This is a genomic window from Halomonas sp. BMC6 (assembly GCF_964204995.1).
Classification (GTDB): Bacteria; Pseudomonadota; Gammaproteobacteria; order Pseudomonadales; family Halomonadaceae; genus Vreelandella.
The window spans coordinates 834,376-853,477 of record NZ_CAXNSH010000001.1 but is presented as its reverse complement, the minus strand read 5'-3'; the positions used below and the strand labels follow the sequence as shown (position 1 = coordinate 853,477).

15 protein-coding genes are annotated in these 19,102 nt (G+C 60.0%); 9 read left to right on the top strand and 6 right to left on the bottom strand.

Annotation, left to right across the window (positions count from 1 at the left end; translation table 11 throughout):
* Positions 1 to 78 precede the first annotated feature (78 nt).
* Together AB6K10_RS04020 and AB6K10_RS04015 are read right to left on the bottom strand one after the other, a co-directional pair.
* Positions 79 to 630 (bottom strand): gamma carbonic anhydrase family protein, encoded by a 552-nt coding sequence (locus tag AB6K10_RS04020; protein ID WP_339118042.1) that lies wholly within the window; start codon positions 628 to 630, stop codon positions 79 to 81.
* Between the two features lie 52 nt (positions 631 to 682).
* Positions 683 to 2,023 (bottom strand): sodium-dependent transporter, encoded by a 1,341-nt coding sequence (locus tag AB6K10_RS04015; protein ID WP_339118041.1) that lies wholly within the window; start codon positions 2,021 to 2,023, stop codon positions 683 to 685.
* Between the two features lie 201 nt (positions 2,024 to 2,224).
* On the opposite strand from AB6K10_RS04015, the gene prlC reads away from it, so the two are divergent.
* The 4 genes from prlC to AB6K10_RS03995 all read left to right on the top strand — a co-directional run bounded on the left by prlC (position 2,225) and on the right by AB6K10_RS03995 (position 8,152).
* Positions 2,225 to 4,273, top strand: coding sequence for an oligopeptidase A (prlC, locus tag AB6K10_RS04010; protein ID WP_339118040.1), 2,049 nt, complete (start codon positions 2,225 to 2,227; stop codon positions 4,271 to 4,273).
* Positions 4,274 to 4,338: 65 nt separating this feature from the next.
* The gene (locus AB6K10_RS04005; protein ID WP_159340568.1) at positions 4,339 to 4,587 is read left to right on the top strand and encodes a YheV family putative zinc ribbon protein; all 249 of its coding nucleotides are present in this window, start codon (positions 4,339 to 4,341) and stop codon (positions 4,585 to 4,587) included.
* A 280-nt stretch (positions 4,588 to 4,867) separates the two neighbouring features.
* Positions 4,868 to 5,848 carry a TAXI family TRAP transporter solute-binding subunit gene (locus AB6K10_RS04000; RefSeq protein ID WP_159340567.1) on the top strand — a complete coding sequence of 327 codons (981 nt, stop codon included), beginning with the start codon at positions 4,868 to 4,870 and terminating at the stop codon, positions 5,846 to 5,848.
* A gap of 99 nt (positions 5,849 to 5,947) precedes the next feature.
* On the top strand, positions 5,948 to 8,152 hold the full coding sequence (locus AB6K10_RS03995; protein ID WP_339118039.1) for a TRAP transporter fused permease subunit: 2,205 nt from the start codon (positions 5,948 to 5,950) through the stop codon (positions 8,150 to 8,152).
* A 103-nt stretch (positions 8,153 to 8,255) separates the two neighbouring features.
* On the opposite strand, the gene AB6K10_RS03990 is transcribed toward AB6K10_RS03995, so the two are convergent.
* Entirely contained in the window at positions 8,256 to 9,467 is a 1,212-nt protein-coding gene (locus AB6K10_RS03990; RefSeq protein WP_339118038.1) for an SLC13 family permease, read from the bottom strand.
* A 148-nt stretch (positions 9,468 to 9,615) separates the two neighbouring features.
* Complete coding sequence (gene metF / locus AB6K10_RS03985; RefSeq protein ID WP_044630438.1) at positions 9,616 to 10,455, bottom strand: methylenetetrahydrofolate reductase [NAD(P)H]; 840 nt, start codon at positions 10,453 to 10,455, stop codon at positions 9,616 to 9,618.
* 140 nt (positions 10,456 to 10,595) lie between these two features.
* Between metF and AB6K10_RS03980 the strand changes: the two genes are divergently transcribed.
* The gene (locus AB6K10_RS03980) at positions 10,596 to 11,531 is read left to right on the top strand and encodes an AEC family transporter (RefSeq protein ID WP_339118037.1); all 936 of its coding nucleotides are present in this window, start codon (positions 10,596 to 10,598) and stop codon (positions 11,529 to 11,531) included.
* Here the strand turns inward: AB6K10_RS03980 and ligB are convergent.
* Complete coding sequence (gene ligB, locus AB6K10_RS03975; protein ID WP_339118036.1) at positions 11,528 to 13,210, bottom strand: NAD-dependent DNA ligase LigB; 1,683 nt, start codon at positions 13,208 to 13,210, stop codon at positions 11,528 to 11,530. The two genes, AB6K10_RS03980 and ligB, sit on opposite strands and share 4 nt — an antisense overlap.
* Positions 13,211 to 13,415: 205 nt before the next feature.
* The gene (gene metK, locus AB6K10_RS03970) at positions 13,416 to 14,636 is read right to left on the bottom strand and encodes a methionine adenosyltransferase (RefSeq protein ID WP_253019317.1); all 1,221 of its coding nucleotides are present in this window, start codon (positions 14,634 to 14,636) and stop codon (positions 13,416 to 13,418) included.
* 246 nt (positions 14,637 to 14,882) lie between these two features.
* On the opposite strand from metK, the gene tkt reads away from it, so the two are divergent.
* The 4 genes from tkt to AB6K10_RS03950 are packed head-to-tail and all read left to right on the top strand — an operon-like array spanning position 14,883 to position 19,064.
* Complete coding sequence (tkt, locus tag AB6K10_RS03965) at positions 14,883 to 16,874, top strand: transketolase (RefSeq protein WP_339118035.1); 1,992 nt, start codon at positions 14,883 to 14,885, stop codon at positions 16,872 to 16,874.
* 36 nt (positions 16,875 to 16,910) lie between these two features.
* A complete protein-coding gene (locus tag AB6K10_RS03960) occupies positions 16,911 to 17,264 on the top strand; it encodes a CidA/LrgA family protein (RefSeq protein WP_083023722.1) in 354 nt (117 codons plus the stop codon).
* The gene (locus AB6K10_RS03955; RefSeq protein WP_339118034.1) at positions 17,254 to 17,976 is read left to right on the top strand and encodes an LrgB family protein; all 723 of its coding nucleotides are present in this window, start codon (positions 17,254 to 17,256) and stop codon (positions 17,974 to 17,976) included. The genes AB6K10_RS03960 and AB6K10_RS03955 overlap by 11 nt, the downstream gene beginning before the upstream one ends.
* Positions 17,977 to 18,035: 59 nt before the next feature.
* A complete protein-coding gene (locus AB6K10_RS03950) occupies positions 18,036 to 19,064 on the top strand; it encodes a glyceraldehyde 3-phosphate dehydrogenase NAD-binding domain-containing protein (protein ID WP_339118033.1) in 1,029 nt (342 codons plus the stop codon).
* Positions 19,065 to 19,102: the final 38 nt, after the last annotated feature.

Genomic DNA, 19,102 nt, shown 5'->3' with positions numbered 1-19,102 from the left:
TGGAAAACTGGATAAATTACCAGATTTTTAGAGCGTGCAACATGGCTATGTTAGAAAAAAGAGTGGTAGGGCAAGCGCTTAGCGACCGCTTTCGGCATCGCCGAAAAACTGATCTTTTAACTTCACGTAATTGCCAGCGGTATAGGGAAAGAACGCGCGCTCTTTCTCCTTGAGCGGGCGCAGCGCCTTTGCCGGGTTGCCTGCGTAAACATAGCCGCTCTCCAGCCGCTTCCCGGGCGTCACCACGGCGCCAGCGGCAATGATCACCTCATCTTCCACCACGGCACCGTCCATGACGATCGCTCCCATGCCCACCAAGATACGGCTACCTAGCGTGCAGCCATGCAGGATGGCCTTATGGCCAATGGTGACATCCTCGCCAATGGTGAGCGGAAAGCCGTCGGGGTTAAAGTCACTCGCGTGAGTGATGTGCAGCACGCTGCCATCTTGAACGCTGGTACGCGCGCCGATGGTAATGCGGTGCATATCGCCACGAATCACCGTCATGGGCCAGACTGAGCAGTCATCGCCGAGCGTGACATTGCCAATCACCACGCTGGCGGGATCAATGTAGACACGCTCACCCAACTGCGGCGAGACGCCTTGATACGTTCGTAGGGCACTGCTCATGGCACACTCCTCTAAAGCGTTTTGCGTTTCGTGACGACGCGGGATGACATCACTATAGCAACCCGCCGAGTAGAACAATAAACGTCAATGGAATCGAGACCCAGCGAACGATATTACGCCACATGACATAGCCACCATCGCCCACGCCCAGCGCTTTCACGACCAGCGCTTGCGGCATCACCCAAGCGGCAAAGGTAGCAATCAGCAAACCACCCAAGGGCAGGAAAATATCGGGCGGAATACTGCTCACCAGTTCGAACACGTTACGCCCAAACAGCGGCCTAAACTCGGCCAGCGTCGAGAACGAGAACGCCGATAGCAGGCCCAGAAGCCAGACGCTGATCGCCACCACGGCGGTCGAAAGACTGCGCCGCCAGCCCAGCCCCTGCAGCGTGGCCACCATCGGCTCGGCAAGGTTAATCGCCGAGGTCCAGGTGGCCAGCAGCAGCAGCAGGAAAAATACGCTGAGCCAGAGTGAGCCCCAGGGCAGCTCGGAAAAAGCGATGGGCAGCGTCACGAACATGAGTCCTGGTCCATCGGCGGGGTCCATGCCCTGGGCAAACACCACCGAGAAAATCGCAATGCCTGCCAGCAGCGCCACGCTAATGTCCAGCACCGCCACGGCAAAGGCCGCCTTTGGCAGGCTCTGCTCATCGGGCATGTAAGCCCCGTACGCCATCAGCGCACAGGCACCGACTGCCAGCGTAAAGAAGGCATGGCCCATGGCATGTAACACGACAGTAGGCGTCACGTCCTCGAAGGAGGGCAGAAAGAGCCACGACAGCGCGGTACCAAAGCCCGACGTAGTAGTGGCATAAATAGCTAATAGCAGCAGCAACCCGTAAAGCAGCGGCATCAGCAGGTTGTTGAGCCGCTCGAGCCCTTTGGCCACCCCGGCTGCCACCACCGTCATGGTCATGAAGAGGAACAGCGAGTGGTTGAAGATCAGCAGCCCAGGGTTCGCCAGAAACGCGTCGAACCCCGCGCCGATCTCGGCAGCGCTGGCACCGTCAAAATTGCCGTTCACCGAGGCCACTAAAAACTCAATCGACCAGCCGGAGACCACCGAGTAAAACGACAAAATACAGAACACGGTGAACGCGCCAAACAGCCCCAACCAGCGCCAATGGCGGGAAGCCCCGGCTTCTGACGCCAGCACGCCGAGCGCCTGCACCGGCCCACGCCGCCCGGCACGCCCAATCAGGATTTCCGCCATCATCACGGGAATGCCTAACAGCAGCACGAACGCTACGTAAATCAACAGGAAAGCAGCACCGCCGTTCTCTCCCGCCACATAGGGAAAGCGCCAAATATTACCCAGCCCAACCGCAGCACCTGTTACCGCCAAGATAAAGGCCCGTTTCGACCCCCAGCGCTCTAGCGTTTCACTCATTACTTGCTCCTGCCATGGGTGGCATTGTTGGTGACACTTGCAGATTACGGATATGGAAAGGCGGCAAGACTAGCAGGCGCCTGCCCCCAGGCCAAACGCTTGCAGCGGGTCAAGCATTGAAACAACGCCTCACTGCCCGCACTGTGTCATCATCAGCGCACGTTTTTGTGCGCCCCTAACTTGATTGCTACCGAGGTGCTTATGTCCCGCAACCCGTTGCTAGAGAGCCACGAGCTTCCCCCTTTCGCCGACATTCGTGCCGACCACGTGGTGCCTGCCGTGGACACGCTGCTCGATGAGAGCCGCGAGGCGATTGATCGCCTAGCCCAGCAGTCCGCTACCACACCCCCAACGTGGGAGAACTTTGCCGCCCCGCTGGAAGCAGTGAATGACCGTCTTTCTCAAGCTTGGTCGCCGGTGTCGCACCTCAACGGCACCATGAACACCCCCGAGCTGCGCGATGCTTACCAAGCCTGCCTGGAAAAACTCTCTGCATTTGGCACTTGGGTCGGTCAGCACGAAGGGCTGTTCAAAGGCTGGCAGGCGCTAAAGGAGAGCGAGAGTTGGCCAACGCTCACGGCTGCTCAACAGCGTACGGTGGATAACGCCCTGCGGGATTTCCATTTGGCCGGGGTCGACCTACCGGCGGATAAGAAAGCCCGTTACGGCGAGATTCAGTCCCGCCTCTCTACGCTTTCTAACCAGTTCTCTAACAACGTGCTGGACGCCACTCAGGCGTGGCACAAAGACATTCAGGATCGCGAGGCGCTGGCGGGCGTTCCGGAGAGCGCCCTGGAGACCCTTAAAGCGCTAGCAGACGCCAAAGGCGTGGAGGGTTATCGCATTACGCTGGATTTCCCCAGCTTCTTCCCCATCGTCAGTTACGCCGACAGCCGCGAGCTGCGCGAGGAGGTGTATACCGCTTTCGTGACCCGCGCCTCCGACCAGGGCCCCAACGCAGGCAAATTCGACAACGCCCCCATTTTGGAAGAAATACTGACCCTGCGTCAGGAACTGGCGGGACTGCTGGGCTTCGACACCTACGCCGACTACTCGCTGACCACCAAAATGGCAGACTCCCCCGCGCAGGTGCTGGACTTCCTGGAAGATCTCGCCCGCCGCGCCAAACCGCAAGCGCAGGAGGAGTTTGCCGAACTCAGCGCCTACGCCCGTGACGAGCTAGGTATCGAGACGCTCAAACCCTGGGATGTCGCCTACGCCAGCGAGAAACTGCGCGAAGCACGCTACGCTATTTCCCAAGAGCAGCTGCGCCCCTACTTCCCCGCGCCGCGGGTCGTCGATGGTTTGTTCCAAGTCGTCGAGCGCCTTTATGGCGTTCAAGTAACAGAAGACAGCAGCGCTCCGAGCTACCATGACGATGTGCGCTTCTTCCGTATTACCGAACAGGGCACGCCGATTGCCGGGTTCTACCTGGATCTCTACGCCCGCGAAGGTAAACGGGGCGGTGCGTGGATGGCCGACTGCCGGGTACGCCGCAAAACCGAAAACGGCGTGCAGCTCCCCGTGGCCTTCTTGACCTGCAACTTCACCGCGCCGGTGGGCGGCAAGCCTGCACTCCTCACCCATGACGAAGTGACCACGCTGTTCCACGAATTTGGCCACGGCCTGCACCATATGCTGACCAAGCAAGAGGTGGCAGACGTCTCGGGCATCAACGGCGTCGCCTGGGATGCCGTCGAGCTGCCCAGCCAGTTCATGGAAAACTACTGCTGGGAGCGGGAAGGCCTCGACCTGCTGGCCAAACATGTGGACACCGGCGAACCGCTGCCGGACGTTCTGTTCGAGCGGCTGCAAGCGGCGAAAAACTTCCAGTCCGCCATGGGCATGGTGCGTCAGATCGAGTTTTCACTGTTCGACCTGCGCCTTCACCACGAGCTGGAAGCGCCTTCGGCCAGCGATGTTCAAGCGCTGCTCGACGACGTGCGTCGCCAAACCTCCGTCGTGCCCGTGGTCGACTTCAACCGCTTTCAAAATAGCTTCAGCCATATTTTTGCGGGCGGTTACGCTGCCGGCTACTACAGCTACAAGTGGGCAGAAGTGCTCTCCGCCGACGCCTGGAGCGCTTTTGAGGAGGCGGGTGTCTTTGATCCCACCACTGGTCAGCGCTTCCGTGAAGAGATTCTGGAGCAAGGCGGCGCGCGGGATGCCGCCGAGCTATTCCGCGCCTTCCGAGGCCGTGAACCCAGCGTCGAGCCGCTGCTGCGCCATAGCGGTATTCGCGCGGCCTGAGCCGCCCCGACCGTTTGTTTCGATACGGTGTGGCGGCATGGCCGTCACACCTTGGGAGTAAAGGTATGTCGAGTGTTAAACGATTTATCGCGGGCGTGACCTGCCCACGCTGCGCCGCCATGGATCGCATCCGCGCCTGGGAGCAGAACGGTATTCGCTACCGGGAGTGCGTCAGCTGCGATTTTTTCGAACAGCTGCCCATCGAAGACGAAGCGGCCCCGGAGCTCACCACCCGAGTGAACCAGGTCCGCGACGAGCAGAAAGTTCAGGACATCCAGCCCGTGCGTATTCTAGATCCTGGCAAAAAGAAGTAACGCCCCTCGCCGCCCCGTCGCAGGGTGCGGCGAACACCCCGCCTGCCAAGTGTGCGGAATTCCGCACATCTGCCTGCCTAATCCGTGCGAAAAGCCAGACACTCCGCGCCTTTTGTGTTTCAACCAAAGTTGAAGACCGACTTTTCAATTCATTGATTTAAAAATAAAAATGCATACATGGCACGAGTATCGCTCTGTATAAGCTGCTTAATGATGAAGCACTGGCGGTGTCCCGCACACGCCAGACGATAATCCCAATAACAGCTTAGGAAATCTCGCCATGCGCAATACGATGCCCAAAACGATTGCCCTGCTCGCAGGTAGCGCACTTCTCGCCGCTGGCACTGCCCAAGCGGACCGCTCCGAGTGGCCGACCAACTTCACCGTAGGGACTGCCAGCCAGGGCGGCACCTACTTCGTTTACGGTTCTGGCTGGGCAAACTTCATTGCCGAAGAGCTAGACGTTTCTGGCGGCGGCGAAGTCACCGGCGGCCCGACCCAAAACCTGGCGCTGGTGCACAGTGGCGATATGGCCTTCGGCCTGACCACCATGGGCCCGGCATCCGATGCCATGAAAGGCGAAAGCCCGCTGGCCCCCGGCCTGGTGATGGACAACGTGTGCGCGCTGTTCCCGATGTACGAGACACCGTTCTCCATCGCGGCGCTCTCTAGCTCCGGCATTACCTCCATCTCAGACATTCCTGATGGCGCGCGCATCGGTTTCGGCCCGGCGGCGTCTACCTCTGACACTTACTTCCCGGCCATGCTGGAGACCCTGGGCGTGAACTTCGAGCGTCGTAACGGTGGCTGGTCGGATCTGGGCGGCCAGCTTCAGGACGGTCTGCTCGACGTTGTCGCCTTTGCAGCGGGTATCCCGATTCCGGCGGTTAGCCAGCTAGAAGTACAAACCGACGTGAACATCATCGAATTTACCGAAGAAGAGCTGGCCACCGTGCTGGACAACTATCCGGTTGCTGAGTTCACCATCCCCGCCAGCACCTACACCACGCTGGAAGAGGACGCTCGTGCCGTTTCCATGTGGAACTTCGCCATTGCCGGTTGCGACCTGCCGGAAGACTTCATCTACGAAGTCACCAAAGCGACCATGGAAAACAACGATCGGATGCGCGACGTACACCGCAGTGCTGAAACCAGCATTCCGGAGAACATCGTTCATAACACCGTCCTACCCTTCCACCCGGGTGCAGCACGCTGGTACGAAGAGAACGGTTACGACATCTCTGACGACATGATCAAGTAAGTACGACGCACCATCGCGCTGCCCCGCTGCCGATCCTGTCGGGCGGGGCAGCGTTCGCTACTGCCCCTTTCTCTGCTTTTGCTGTGAGGGTGACCTCTGATGAGTCACAATACCGACCAAGACCCCAACGGCCTCAAGGATGACGCCCTAGCGGCTTCATCAACGCCCGACTCGATTGCCGATGGCGTCGATGAAGAAGTTGTTGAGCCCAACCGCCGCCTATTCGTTGGCTGGCAGTTCCTGCTATTTGCAGCACTGGCGATTGCCTACTCAGGTTTCCACCTGTTTTCACTCAACGTGTACCCCATGGAAACCTGGTCGTTCCGTATCGTTCACATCGCCGGTGCGTTGATTTTGGGTTACGGGCTGTTTGCCGGTGCCCGCTTTGCTGAAGATGACCAGCAAGCCTCCCCTGCTTGGCTGAAATGGGTGAGCTATGCGCTGTTGATCCCTGCGGTGTACTCGCTGGTCCAAGTGGTTTTGATGCAGCAGACCATCAACGGCGGGGCGATGCGTATCGACCCGGCCGTAGAAACGCTGCACTTTGGCTACCCACTGATGGCCACCACGGCGGTCGCCATCATGCTCTCCTGGTTCTACCGCCAGGCGCGCCACCGTTTCAACGCCGCTGATCTCGTGCTCATGGTGTGCGCACTGGCCAGCGCGGGCTACCTACTGATGGCCTTCAACACCACCATGCGGATGTCCACCGGCACCTCGTTTGCGCCGCCCGGCATCTCTTGGGCAGCCATCGCAGGCTCGCTGCTGATTCTCGAACTGACTCGCCGGGTGGCAGGGTTGGCGCTGGTCGTTATTTCGGCCGTGTTCCTGACCTATGTCTTCGCAGGTCCCTATTTACCCGGCTTCCTGGGCTACCCTGGCCTGTCGGTCCAGCGCTTCTTTAGTCAGGTCTATACCGATGCGGGCATTCTTGGCCCGACGACGGCGGTCTCGTCCACCTATATCATTCTGTTCATCATTTTTGCCGCGTTCCTGCAGGCCTCCAAAGTGGGCGACTACTTCGTCAACTTCGCCTTTGCCGCGGCAGGCCGTGCCCGCGGCGGCCCAGCGAAAGTGGCCATCTTTGCCTCTGGCTTGATGGGGATGATCAACGGTACGTCGGCTGGTAACGTGGTCTCCACCGGCTCCCTGACCATCCCGCTGATGAAGAAAGTAGGTTACCCCGCTCGTAGTGCAGGGGCGATCGAAGCAGCCGCCTCGACCGGTGGTCAGATCATGCCGCCCATCATGGGGGCGGGTGCGTTCATCATGGCGGAAGTGACCGGTATCCCCTATACCGAAATCGCCATTGCCGCCGTCATTCCGGCCATTCTCTACTTTGCATCGATCTACTTCATGGTAGATTTCGAAGCCGCCCGTAAAGGCATGCGCGGCATGCGCAAAGACGAGATTCCCCTGTTCTCCAAGCTAGTGAAGCAGGTCTACCTGTTCGCACCGATCATCATTTTGATCGTGGCGCTGTTCATGGGCTACTCGGTGATTCGTGCGGGTACGCTGGCCACTGCCTCTGCGGCCGTCGTCAGCTGGATTTCACCCAACAAGATGGGCCTGCGCGCCATTCTAAGAGCGCTGCAGCTTGCCGGTACCATGTCCATCCAGATCATTGCCGTGTGTGCCTGCGCGGGGTTGATCGTGGGCGTGATCTCGCTGACCGGCGTTGGCGCGCGCTTCTCTTCGCTGCTGCTGGGCTTGGCGGGCGTTAGCCAACTGCTGGCGCTGTTCTTCGCCATGCTGATCAGCATTCTGCTGGGCATGGGGATGCCGACCACAGCGGCCTACGCAGTGGCCGCATCGGTAGTCGCACCAGGGTTGATCAACATCGGCATCGAGCCGCTGATTGCCCACTTCTTCGTGTTCTACTTCGCCGTGGTCTCGGCCATTACGCCGCCGGTGGCGCTGGCCTCTTACGCGGCCGCCGGTATCTCTGGGGACAACCCCATGGGCACCTCGGTGGCGTCGTTCAAGATCGGCTTGGCGGCGTTTATCGTGCCGTTCATGTTCTTCTACAGCCCGGCCATGCTGATGGAAGGCTCGGCGATGCAGATCCTGCGCGTTGGCCTCACCGCCACGCTGGGCATCGTGCTGCTCTCCGGTATGGTGCAGAAGTGGTTCTTCGGGCCGGTGAATGTAGTGCAACGCTCGGTGATGTTAGTGGGCGCGCTATTCCTGATTTACGGCGGTATCTATACCGACGTGGCAGGCTTGGCGATTGGTGCCGTGCTCTTCCTCATGCAGCGCAAGCAGCACGGCGGCAAAGGCAAGGCAACGGCAAACGCTACCTAAACCGTTACGTTTACCAGAGCCACGCTACGCAAAACCGCGTACCACCCACGCAACAGCCGGAACCGAAAGGTTCCGGCTTTTTTATTCGCCTAGCGGATGGCGCTCAGCCCAGCGTGAACCAGAGCGCTGCGGCCAGCATCGATAGCAGGGTGACCGGCACACCCACTTTAGCGAACTCTATAAACCCAAGGTGGACCCCTTGACGCTTCGCGCCTTCTGCCACAATCAGGTTCACCACGCTGCCGATCAGCAGCAGGTTCCCGGCCAGGGTCGACATCACCGCCAGCATAACGAGGGTGGGCTCTGACAGCGCAGGGAATAACCCCAACAGCAGCACCACAAAAGGCACGTTGCCAATCACGTTACTGGCCACCAGCGAAATACCCGCGATACTCCACGCATCACTGGGCAGCCCGCCTTCACCGACCAGACGATTCACTACCGCGCTAGCCTCTGGCAGCGATGCCACGCTGCCCGTGACAATAAACAAGCCCACAAACAGCAGAAGCAGGTTCCAATCGACGGCGTGGGTATAGCGGTGGCTGGCTACCCGGCGCGACATCATCAATACCAGCGCCACGGCCAGCGCTGACCACTCTCTGGGTAGCGGTGTCGAGAACAGCACCAGCAAGGCAACAGCAGCCAACAGTGGCTTATAGCGAAGGCTTTCTGCCACAGGCGCCGTTGCCAATGGCACCGAAGCTGGGCCACTGAGCCACCAGCGTCGCCGCCAGGCGAGCCAGATGACGCTGTAGGTTGTCATCAGCGCGACCAGCGCAGGGACAGCGGCTTGCAGGCTGTAATCCCAAAACGCTAAGTCGCCCGCCTGACCAATCAGAATATTTTGCGGGTTGCCAATCAGGCTAGCTGCCGATCCGGCGTTACAGGACATCGCCAGGGCCAACAAGAACGGGCGTGGATCTAACCCCCGCGCTAGCAGGGTCTGGCACAGCAGCGGTGTCAGCGCAAAAGCGACAATATCGTTGACCAGCAGCGCCGATAGCACGCCGCCTAACAGCACCACGCCGAGTAGCAGCTTGCTGGGATGCTCCGCATACCGGGCCATCCACTCTGACAGCTGGTGATACACCCCTGAAAAGCCAAACTGCGCCGACACCAGCATGAGCGCCATAAGCAGCACCAGTGCTCCGATGTCGATATGGCTGGCAATCTCCTCCAACTGAACGGTGCCGGTCACCAGCAGCACACACGCCGCCGCGAGGGCCATCCAAGAGCGGTCTACCTGCAGGCCAGGCAATCGGCCCACTGCCATGCCCAGGTAGGTGAATGCGAACATGGCAGTGATCAACCACATCGTGTGGTGCTCCTTCTCAAAGCGCAAAACGAGCAGGCATCATACGGCGCGTGCCGAACGCCACAAAGCGCTAGATACCGGTTAAATGGCCATAAAAAAACCGGCCTGCATCAAGGATGCAGGCCGGTATCATCAACAGGAGACAGCGTTAGCTCAGGTTATCCACCACCTTCAACACCGGGGCTGCCTGATTCAGCGTGTAGAAGTGCAGGCCTGGCGCGCCGCCGTCCAGTAGCCGCTCGCACAGGCGAGTCACTACATCGGTACCGAAGGCGGCAATGGCGTCGCTGTCATCGCCGTAGGCTTCTAACTGCTTGCGAATCCAGCGGGGAATTTCCGCGCCGCAGGCATCGGAAAACCGCGCCAGCTTGGTGTAGTTGGTGATCGGCATGATGCCGGGAATGATCGGCTGCTCGACGCCCAGCGCACGCGCTTTATCGACGAAGTGGAAGTAGGCATCGGCGGTAAAGAAGTACTGGGTAATCGCCATGTTGGCACCCGCGTTCATCTTGCGGGCAAAGTTTTCCACATCCTTATCGAGGCTGGGGGCCTGTGGATGAGATTCCGGATACGCCGCGACCGCGATGTCGAAGTGGTCGCCTGTCTCGTCACGAATGAACTCGACCAATTCATTGGCGTAGCGCAGCTCGCCGATACTGGCCATCCCGGAGGGCATGTCACCGCGCAGGGCCACTAGGCTATCGACGCCCTCTTCGCGGTACTGCGCCAGCAGATCACGGAGCTGGGCCTTTTCGCTGCCGATGCAGGAGAGGTGCGGCGCCGTGGTGATGCCACTTTGGCTAACGGTGCGCACGATATCCCGAGTGCGCGCCTGGGTGGAGCCACCCGCGCCGTAGGTGACCGAGAAGAAACGCGGGTTACGAGCGGCCAGCTCATCACGCACGTGAATTAGCTTCTCCCGACCGGCATCGGTGTTGGGCGGAAAGAATTCAAAGCTAATACCTAACGGGTGCTCTTGGCTGCTCATAGTTTGTCCTCGCAGTGCGATAACGTGATCATTATTTAGGGTATTCTCGCTGCTTCGCCGCGCAGCGGCTAATGAAAGATTCCACGGTCGACCTTCAATTCGGCTCATGTTGGCACCACCGCGTCTATCAAGGAGGAGATATGGACTTAGCACCCAGCGCGTTAATGGGCCCGCTGCTCATGCTGTTAGGGTATGTGGGGCTGGGCTTTATTGCCGCCCAACGGTTGAAAATAGACCCGCGCCCGATTGCTACCTTGTTGGTGTACCTGATCGCGCCGCTGACAATTTTTCGCGCGCTGATGAATGGCGGCCCCACTTTAGAGTATTTGGTGCTCACCCTGGCGATGTTTCTATTGGTCAGCGCCATGGCCCTGGCCGTGCGCTGGGCTACCCAGCACCGCTTTGGCCCGCAGGAAGGCGCGCTGCTGGCGTTCTCTTCTGGCACCGGTAATACCGGCTACTTTGGACTGCCCGTCGCACTAATTCTGCTGCCGCCGGAAGGGGTGACGCTGTATCTCTTCTGTATGCTGGGTATCAACCTGTATGAGTTCACGGTGGGATTTTATTTGAGCGCCCGGGGCCACTTCTCGGTACGCCAGAGCTTGGCCAAAATTGTTCGTCTGCCGCTGGTCTATGCGTTTCTCTTAGCGCTACTGCTAAACGCGCTCAACGCCACGCTGCCGGAATCACTGATGAGTTCATTAGCGGTCTTTCCCGCCACCTATACCCTGCTGGGCATGATGATCATTGGCATGACGTTAAGCCAGGTCACCCTCGCCGCGTGGGATACGCGCTTTGTGGCGACCTGCGTGGGCCTGCGCTATTTGCTCTGGCCGCTGGTGATGCTGGGAGCGGTGCTGGTGCTCCAGCAGTTCACGCCGCTGGCACCAGAGCTGGCGATGGCGCTGCTGCTATTGGGCGTGGTGCCCATGGCCTCTAACGTCGTCGTGGTGGCCATGGAGTTGGGCATTCAGCCGCAGAAAGGTGCTTTAGCGGTACTCACCACCACACTGCTGGCACCGCTGTTGATCCCGCTCTACCTGGGGCTGATGCTGCGGCTCACCGGACTCGCTTAAAACCCATCGACGCCCGCCTGCTGCAGCTGGCGGGCCATGCGCTGAACGGCTGGGTGACTGAAGAAGGCAACGAGCGCCTCGCTTCGCACCGGGCCAACGCCGGGCACGGCTTGCCAGTCGGTTCGGGAGTAACCCGCGAGGGTGTACCAATCACCTAGCCGGGCATCGCCTCCTGGCGGCATCCCCAGCGCCTTCAGCCATGTTGCATACGGCGCTTGGCGCGCCGCATTGAATTGCGCCATCAGCGCTGTGGCGGTGGTCGCGCCAATACCGTGGGCTTGCTGTAGCTGCCCCGGCGTCAGCTCCAACCAGCCAAGCAGCTCCGTCACCACACCGGCCTCCATCAGCGCCTGCCACGTGCCTTCGCCAATCCCCCGCATGCCCAGCTGCTCGCTGAGATAGGTTAAGCGGGCCAGCAGTTGGGCGTTGCATCCTGATGTTAGGTCTGAACTTAGCGTAAAGCAGCTCAACAGATGGTAGCGCTCGGGTGGCGGGGCGCTTAGGGCGGCTCTTTCACGGGTTTGCCACACCACGCTGTCTACCTGAGGAATCGTCAAGCCCGCCAGCGTCACCGCCACTTGGTCACCTGGGCGCACGTCCCACGCCTGCCAGCGCTCCAATGAGCCAAGCGACACGCGGCTGATGCGCCGCCCTTCCAGAGTCACCGGGTAGAGCCATAGCAGCGGCGTTACGCGCCCGGTGCGCCCCACCCGAAACTCGACCCCGCGCACCTGGGCTAGCGCCTGCTGAGACGGATACTTCCAGGCCACCGCCCACTCGGGGGGCGATGACGACCAGCGGCGCACGCCAGGGCGCTCAGCCTGTTTTAATACCACGCCGTCGGTGGCAAACGGCAGCGGGCCGTTAAACCACCGCTCGCGCCACTCGGCGGCCGCCTCCTGGCCGCTGATCGAGTGGGTGTAATCGGCCGTATTGAACCCCAGCGCCGTCAGTTGTTCCAGCCGTTCAGCCATCTGCGTCGGGCCATCCGGCCAGTCCCATACGAATAAGCCGATGCGATTCAGCGTCTCTTGGCTCGGGTCGCGCTGCGCCATGGCACCGGCCACGGCACCTCGGGCACCCGAATCTGGCTGGCGTGCCTGCACGTGGTTCTCCAGCCGCCAGTAAAGCTCGCCCTGCAGCACTGCAGAGACGGGGGCAGGAAGCGTAACGGGCACACCGGGCAGCTGCTGAACCCGCGCCGTCCAATCCTGCCCCCGCTCGCCGTCTCCACGGCTAACCGCCTCGACGAGCTCCCCATTCTGATAACGCAGCGTCACCGCCACGCCATCCACCTTGGGTTGAATCCATAGGTCTTCGCGGCGGCTGATAAAGCGTCGAATACCTTCTTCATCGGCTTTAGTGAGTCCGGTTTGAGCGGCCGGATGCGTGCGGGTACCGTCGCTGCTGGTCACTCGGGTAAGCGGCTGATGGGGAGTCGGGGAATCCAAGCAAGCTTGCCAGTTTTCCAAGCGTGCCAGCGCTTGGTCGTACAGCTCATCAGCAATCAGCGATTCGCCATTATCATGGTAAGCGCGGTCCCACACTTTGATATGTTCAGCTAGCGCCTGGGTTTCCAGCGCCAGCCGCTCGGCGGGCCAGTCGGGGCACATGTCTGCCTGTGCGGAAAAAGTGACACTCATTAACCAAGCTGCCGCTAGGCTCGCTATTCCTGTCATTCGCCAACCCGACATACGCATCCTCACGTGGTGAACGGGAAATTTTTCAGTCCTTATTAAAGTTAACTTATAGGAAACTGACAGAGATGCAATGCGCAGCAAGCCGCTCTCGGAACCGTGTTCGACCCATAAAAAAAGCGCCCCCTGGCGTGAACCAAGGGGCGCTTTTCGCTAACCCATGACGCTCATTGCGCTTGCGGGAAGCTTATAGGCCAGCGGCCTGACGCAGCGCGTCTGCTTTGTCAGTTTTTTCCCACGGGAAGGCTGTAAACGTCTCGGTATGCGTTTCGCCTTTGTCGTCTACCCAGCTGTAGCTGTGCTCGAACGGCTCGCGGCCAAAGTGGCCATACGCAGACGTGAGGCGATACATCGGATGCAGCAGGTCGAGCATCTTGGTGATTGCGTAGGGGCGCAAATCGAAGTGCTCGCGCACCAGCTCAACGATTTTCGCGTCGTCGATTTTGCCAGTACCGAAGGTGTCGATAGACACCGAGGTAGGCTCGGCCACGCCAATGGCGTAGGAGACCTGAATCTCGCACTTGTCCGCCAAGCCCGCTGCTACGACGTTTTTCGCCACATAGCGGCCAGCGTACGCGGCGCTGCGGTCTACTTTCGACGGATCTTTGCCCGAGAACGCGCCGCCACCGTGGCGCGCCATGCCGCCGTAGGTATCGACGATGATCTTACGACCGGTCAGGCCACAGTCGCCCACCGGGCCGCCAATCACGAACTTGCCGGTCGGGTTGATGTGGTACTGGGTATTGGCATCCAACCACTCAGCGGGAATCACCTGCTCAATGACTTCACGCTTAATCATTTTGCGCAGGTCTTCTTGATCGATTTCCGGGTCGTGCTGAGTCGACAGGACAATCGCATCCACGCCACACGGTTGGCCTTCAGCGTTATAGCGGAAAGTGACCTGGCTCTTGGCATCCGGACGCAGCCACGGCAGCAGGCCGTTTTTACGCAACTCCGCCTGACGCTCGACCAAACGGTGCGAGTAGTGGATCGGCGCTGGCATGAACGAATCGGTTTCGTTCGTGGCGTAGCCAAACATCAGGCCCTGGTCGCCCGCGCCTTGGTCTTCCGGCTTGGTACGATCAACGCCCTGAGCAATATCGACACTCTGCTTGCCAATCAGGTTGATGACGCCGCACGTGGCACCGTCGAAGCCCACCTGAGAAGAGGTGTAGCCGATATCGGTAATCACATCACGCACCAGCGTCTCTAGATCCACCCACGCGGAGGTGGTGATCTCACCGGCAATAATGGCAACGCCCGTCTTCACCATCGTTTCACAGGCAACGCGGGCCTGTTTATCCCGGGCGATAATGGCATCTAACACCGCGTCTGAAATCTGGTCGGCAATCTTATCGGGATGGCCTTCGGAAACGGACTCGGAGGTAAACAGGGAATATTCGCTCATCGCGCACTCGACCCTCTGTATGACGGCTGCTCTGTTATGACCGCAGCATCAGCAGGAAATCATGGCAGGAAGTCCCCTGCCCGTATAAAGAAGCGGCACCATCACTTTCACCACCACTTCGGGAGCCAGAGTCTACACGCTGTTGCAAGTTCTTCCCACAACGTGCCCCTGAGAATTTGCCGCCGCCGGGGAAGTCAGCGACAATAGCGCCTTTATTCTTTCCGTTTTCAGGCGAGGAGCACCCCCATGCCGTCCCGTTTTGAGCTGGCCAATGCCATTCGCGCCCTTTCCATGGATGCTGTTCAGAAGGCCAAATCCGGCCACCCTGGCGCCCCCATGGGTATGGCTGATATTGCCGAGGTGCTGTGGAATGACTACCTCAAGCACAACCCCGAAGACCCCAAGTGGGCCGATCGTGATCGGTTCGTGCTGTCGAATGGTCACGGCTCCATGCTGCTCTACTCGCTTTTACACCTAAGCGGCTATGAGCTGAGCCTGGAACAGCTGCAAAACTTCCGCCAGCTGCACTCGCCCACCGCTGGCCACCCAGAGTTTGGCTACGCCCCCGGCATCGAAACCACTACCGGCCCGCTGGGCCAAGGCTTTGCCAACGCAGTGGGTTTCGCGATTGCCGAGAAAACCCTGGCCGCGCAGTTCAACCGCCCCGGCCATACCATCGTTGACCACCACACCTGGTGTTTCTTGGGCGATGGCTGCTTGATGGAGGGTATCTCCCACGAAGCGGCGTCCCTGGCGGGCACTCAGCAGTTGGGCAAACTGATAGCCCTTTACGACGACAACGGCATCTCTATCGATGGCGAAGTCGAAGGCTGGTTCACCGACGACACCGCCAAGCGCTTTGAGTCCTACGGCTGGCACGTGGTACCGAACGTCGACGGTCACAAGCCTGACGAGATCAAGGCGGCCATTGAGCTGGCGAAGAGCCATGACGACAAGCCTAGCCTGATCATCTGCAAAACCATTATCGGTTTTGGTGCCCCCAACAAGCAGGGCAAAGAAGAAGCTCACGGCGCACCGCTGGGTGACGACGAAGTGGCCCTGGCACGTAAACAGTTGGGCTGGGAGCACGCGCCTTTCCATATCCCCGAGCCGATTTACTCCGCCTGGGATGCCCGCGACGCCGGTAAAACGCGCCAGCAAGAGTGGGAAGGCCGCTTCGCTCGCTACACTGAAGCCTTCCCGGAAGAAGCGCGTGAATTCAAGCGCCGCATGAAAGCGCAGCTGCCCACGGAATTGGCGACCGAAGCGCTGATCCAGCAGGCCCAAGAGAAAGGCGACAGCATTGCCTCGCGTAAAGCGTCGTTTGAAGCGCTGAACGTGATTGGCCCGCAAATGCCGGAACTGCTCGGCGGCAGCGCTGACCTAGCGCCGTCTAACCTGACCTTCTGGAAGGGCGCGAAAGCGATCACCCCCGACGACGCCAGCGGCAACTACCTGCACTACGGGGTGCGTGAATTCGGCATGGGCGCGGTGATGAACGGTATCGCTCTGCACGGCGGTTTTGTGCCGTACGGCGCCACCTTCCTGATCTTTATGGAGTACATGCGTAACGCCGTGCGTATGGCGGCGCTGATGGGTCAGCAGGCTATTTATGTGTTTACCCACGACTCTATTGGCCTGGGCGAAGATGGCCCGACACACCAGCCGATTGAGCAGCTCACCAGTCTGCGCACCACGCCGAACCTCAACACGTGGCGCCCCTGTGACGCCGTGGAGACCGCTGCTTCCTGGGATGCCGCGATTAAGCGCCATTCTGGCCCGACAGCGCTGGTACTCTCGCGCCAGAACCTGCCGCACCAGCCGCGTACCAAGGCCCAGCTCGCGTCTATCCAGCGCGGCGGCTATGTGCTGAAAGATAGCGACGGCACGCCAGAGCTGATCCTGATTGCCACGGGTTCAGAAGTCTCCCTGGCGATGGACGCCGCGGCCGAGCTGGAGCAGCAGGGTAAAGCCGTGCGCGTGGTCTCCATGCCGTCCGCTTACCGCTTTAACGGCCAAGACGCTGACTACCGTGAAAGCGTGCTGCCCAAAGCCGTGACCAAGCGTATTGCTATCGAAGCTGGCCATGCCGACTACTGGTACAAATACGTTGGCCTAGATGGCCGCGTGATTGGCATGACCACCTTTGGTGAGTCGGCCCCGGCTGGCGAGCTGTTCAAGCACTTCGGCTTTACCGTCGAGAACATTGTTAAACAAGCCAATGAGCTGCTGGGTTAATCCCCCGCTCACGGGTCACGCAGTGCGGGCATCGCGATGCCCGCGCTAAACGGTCTGCTATGGCTAATTAGCTACTGGTTAATCGGAGAAGTGGTCATTCACTTCTCCGGTTTACCCATCTCTTCTGGGGTGGTGGGCATGCTGCTGCTGTGCGCCACCCTCGCTATGATCGGCAGAGTGCCCTCCAGCCTTGCTGCCGCTGCCCAACCGCTGATTGCGCTTCTGGCTATGCTGATTATGCCGGGTGTGGTGGGTGTGTTCTTTATTCTGGATGAGCTGGCGGGCCAATGGCTGGCCATTGTGGCCGCCCTGCTACTCGGCACGCTGCTCAGCGTGTTCACCACGCTATGGTTACTAACGCGTTTGATGGGACGCAGCCATGCTGACTAACCTGCTGCCCACCTTAACCGCAACGCCTTTACTGGCCGTTGGGCTAACGCTGGCCGCTTATTTGGTGGGCAGCGCAGTTTTTATACGGCTGGGTAAGCCCTCCTGGCTGCCCGCTATTTTGATCGCGGCACTCCTTTTGGCCGCAATACTGGCGCTGCTGGGGCTGCCTTACGCCACCTACCAGCAGGGCGCTACGTGGCTAACCGTGCTGTTAGGCCCCGCTACGGTGGCGTTGGGTATGCCGCTTTACCAGCAACTGCCGCGCATCCGTGAACTCTGGCGACCGCTAGCCGCCTGCCTGCCTATTGCTGCCTCCTTAGCTGCTTGCTACGCCTTAGGCATTGCCTGGCTGCTAGGTGCTGGCCCAGACATTTTGGCCTCCATCGCGGCAAAGTCGGTGACCGCGCCGATTGCCATCGGCATCACCGAACAGCTCGGCGGCAACGTTGCGCTGTTAATGGGCTCGCTGCTGGTGACCGGCGTGCTGACCATCCCCTTTGTTAGCTTGGCGGCTCGGCTGCTACGTATCAACGATGAGCGCATCATCGGTTTTGCTCTGGGGCTCAATGGGCACGCCATTGGTACCGTGCGGGCGTTTGATATTAGCCCTACCGCCGGGGCGTTTGCCTCGCTCGGAATGAGCCTAACCGGTATCTTTACCGCGCTGCTGTTGCCGCTGGCGTGGCGGCTAGTGGGCATCGGGGCTGGGTAAGCAACCCCCGGTGAAATACGCTATCATCGGGCCACTTTTTCTAAGAGCCGCATCGCAACATGGCGAACGCTTCCACTAAATATCGCATTGCTATCAATGGTTATGGGCGCATTGGCCAGTGCGTGCTGAGAGCACTGGTGGAACGCCAACACCCAGAGCTTGAGGTGGTGGCGATTAATGAGCTGTCTGACCTCGCCACCATCACGTATCTCACCCGTTACGACACCACCCACGGACGCTTCCCTGGTGAGGTGGACAACGATGGCAGCGCTCTGCTCGTCAACGGCCAGCGCATCCACGTGCTGTGCGAACGCGACCCGCAAGCGCTGCCCTGGGGTGAGTTGGATATCGACCTAGTGTTGGAGTGCTCGGGTAGCTTTAAGGATCGCGCCACCGCCGAGCAGCACTTAACGGCTGGGGCCAAGCGGCTGCTGTTCTCCCAGCCCGCTGAAAACGATGTGGATGCCACCATCGTGTGGGGCATCAACGAGCATGAGCTTATCCCCACCCAGCGCATCCTCTCTGCGGCGTCCTGCACCACGAACTGTTTGGTGCCGCTGCTCACCGTGCTGGATGAAGCATTGGGCCTGGAGCACGGCGTCACCACCACGATTCACTCGGCGATGAACGATCAGCCGGTGATCGATGCGTATCATCAAACCGACCTGCGCCTGACCCGCTCCGCCATGCAGTCGATCGTGCCGGTGGATACCGGCTTGGCAGTGGGTATCAGCCGTCTGATGCCGAGCCTGGCCGGGCGTTTTGAGTGCCTGCACGTGCGGGTACCCACCATCAACGTCTCGGCCATGGATGCCGCGCTGACCGTACGCCGCGATACCAGCGCCGCCCAAGTGAACGCGCTGCTACACAGCGCCAGCCAGCAGCGCTTGCAAGGGGTGCTAGGCTATACCGAAGCCCCCATGGCATCGATCGATTTTAATCATGACCCCCGCTCTGGCATTCTAGACGCCACCCAAACCCGGGTGGCTGGCACACGCTTGATCAAGCTGCTGTGCTGGTTTGATAACGAGTGGGGCTTTGCCAACCGCATGCTGGATATCAGCCAGCGCTTGGCAACGTTTCGCTAATTGATGGGTAGCACCACCTAGAGCTCTTACATTCGCTT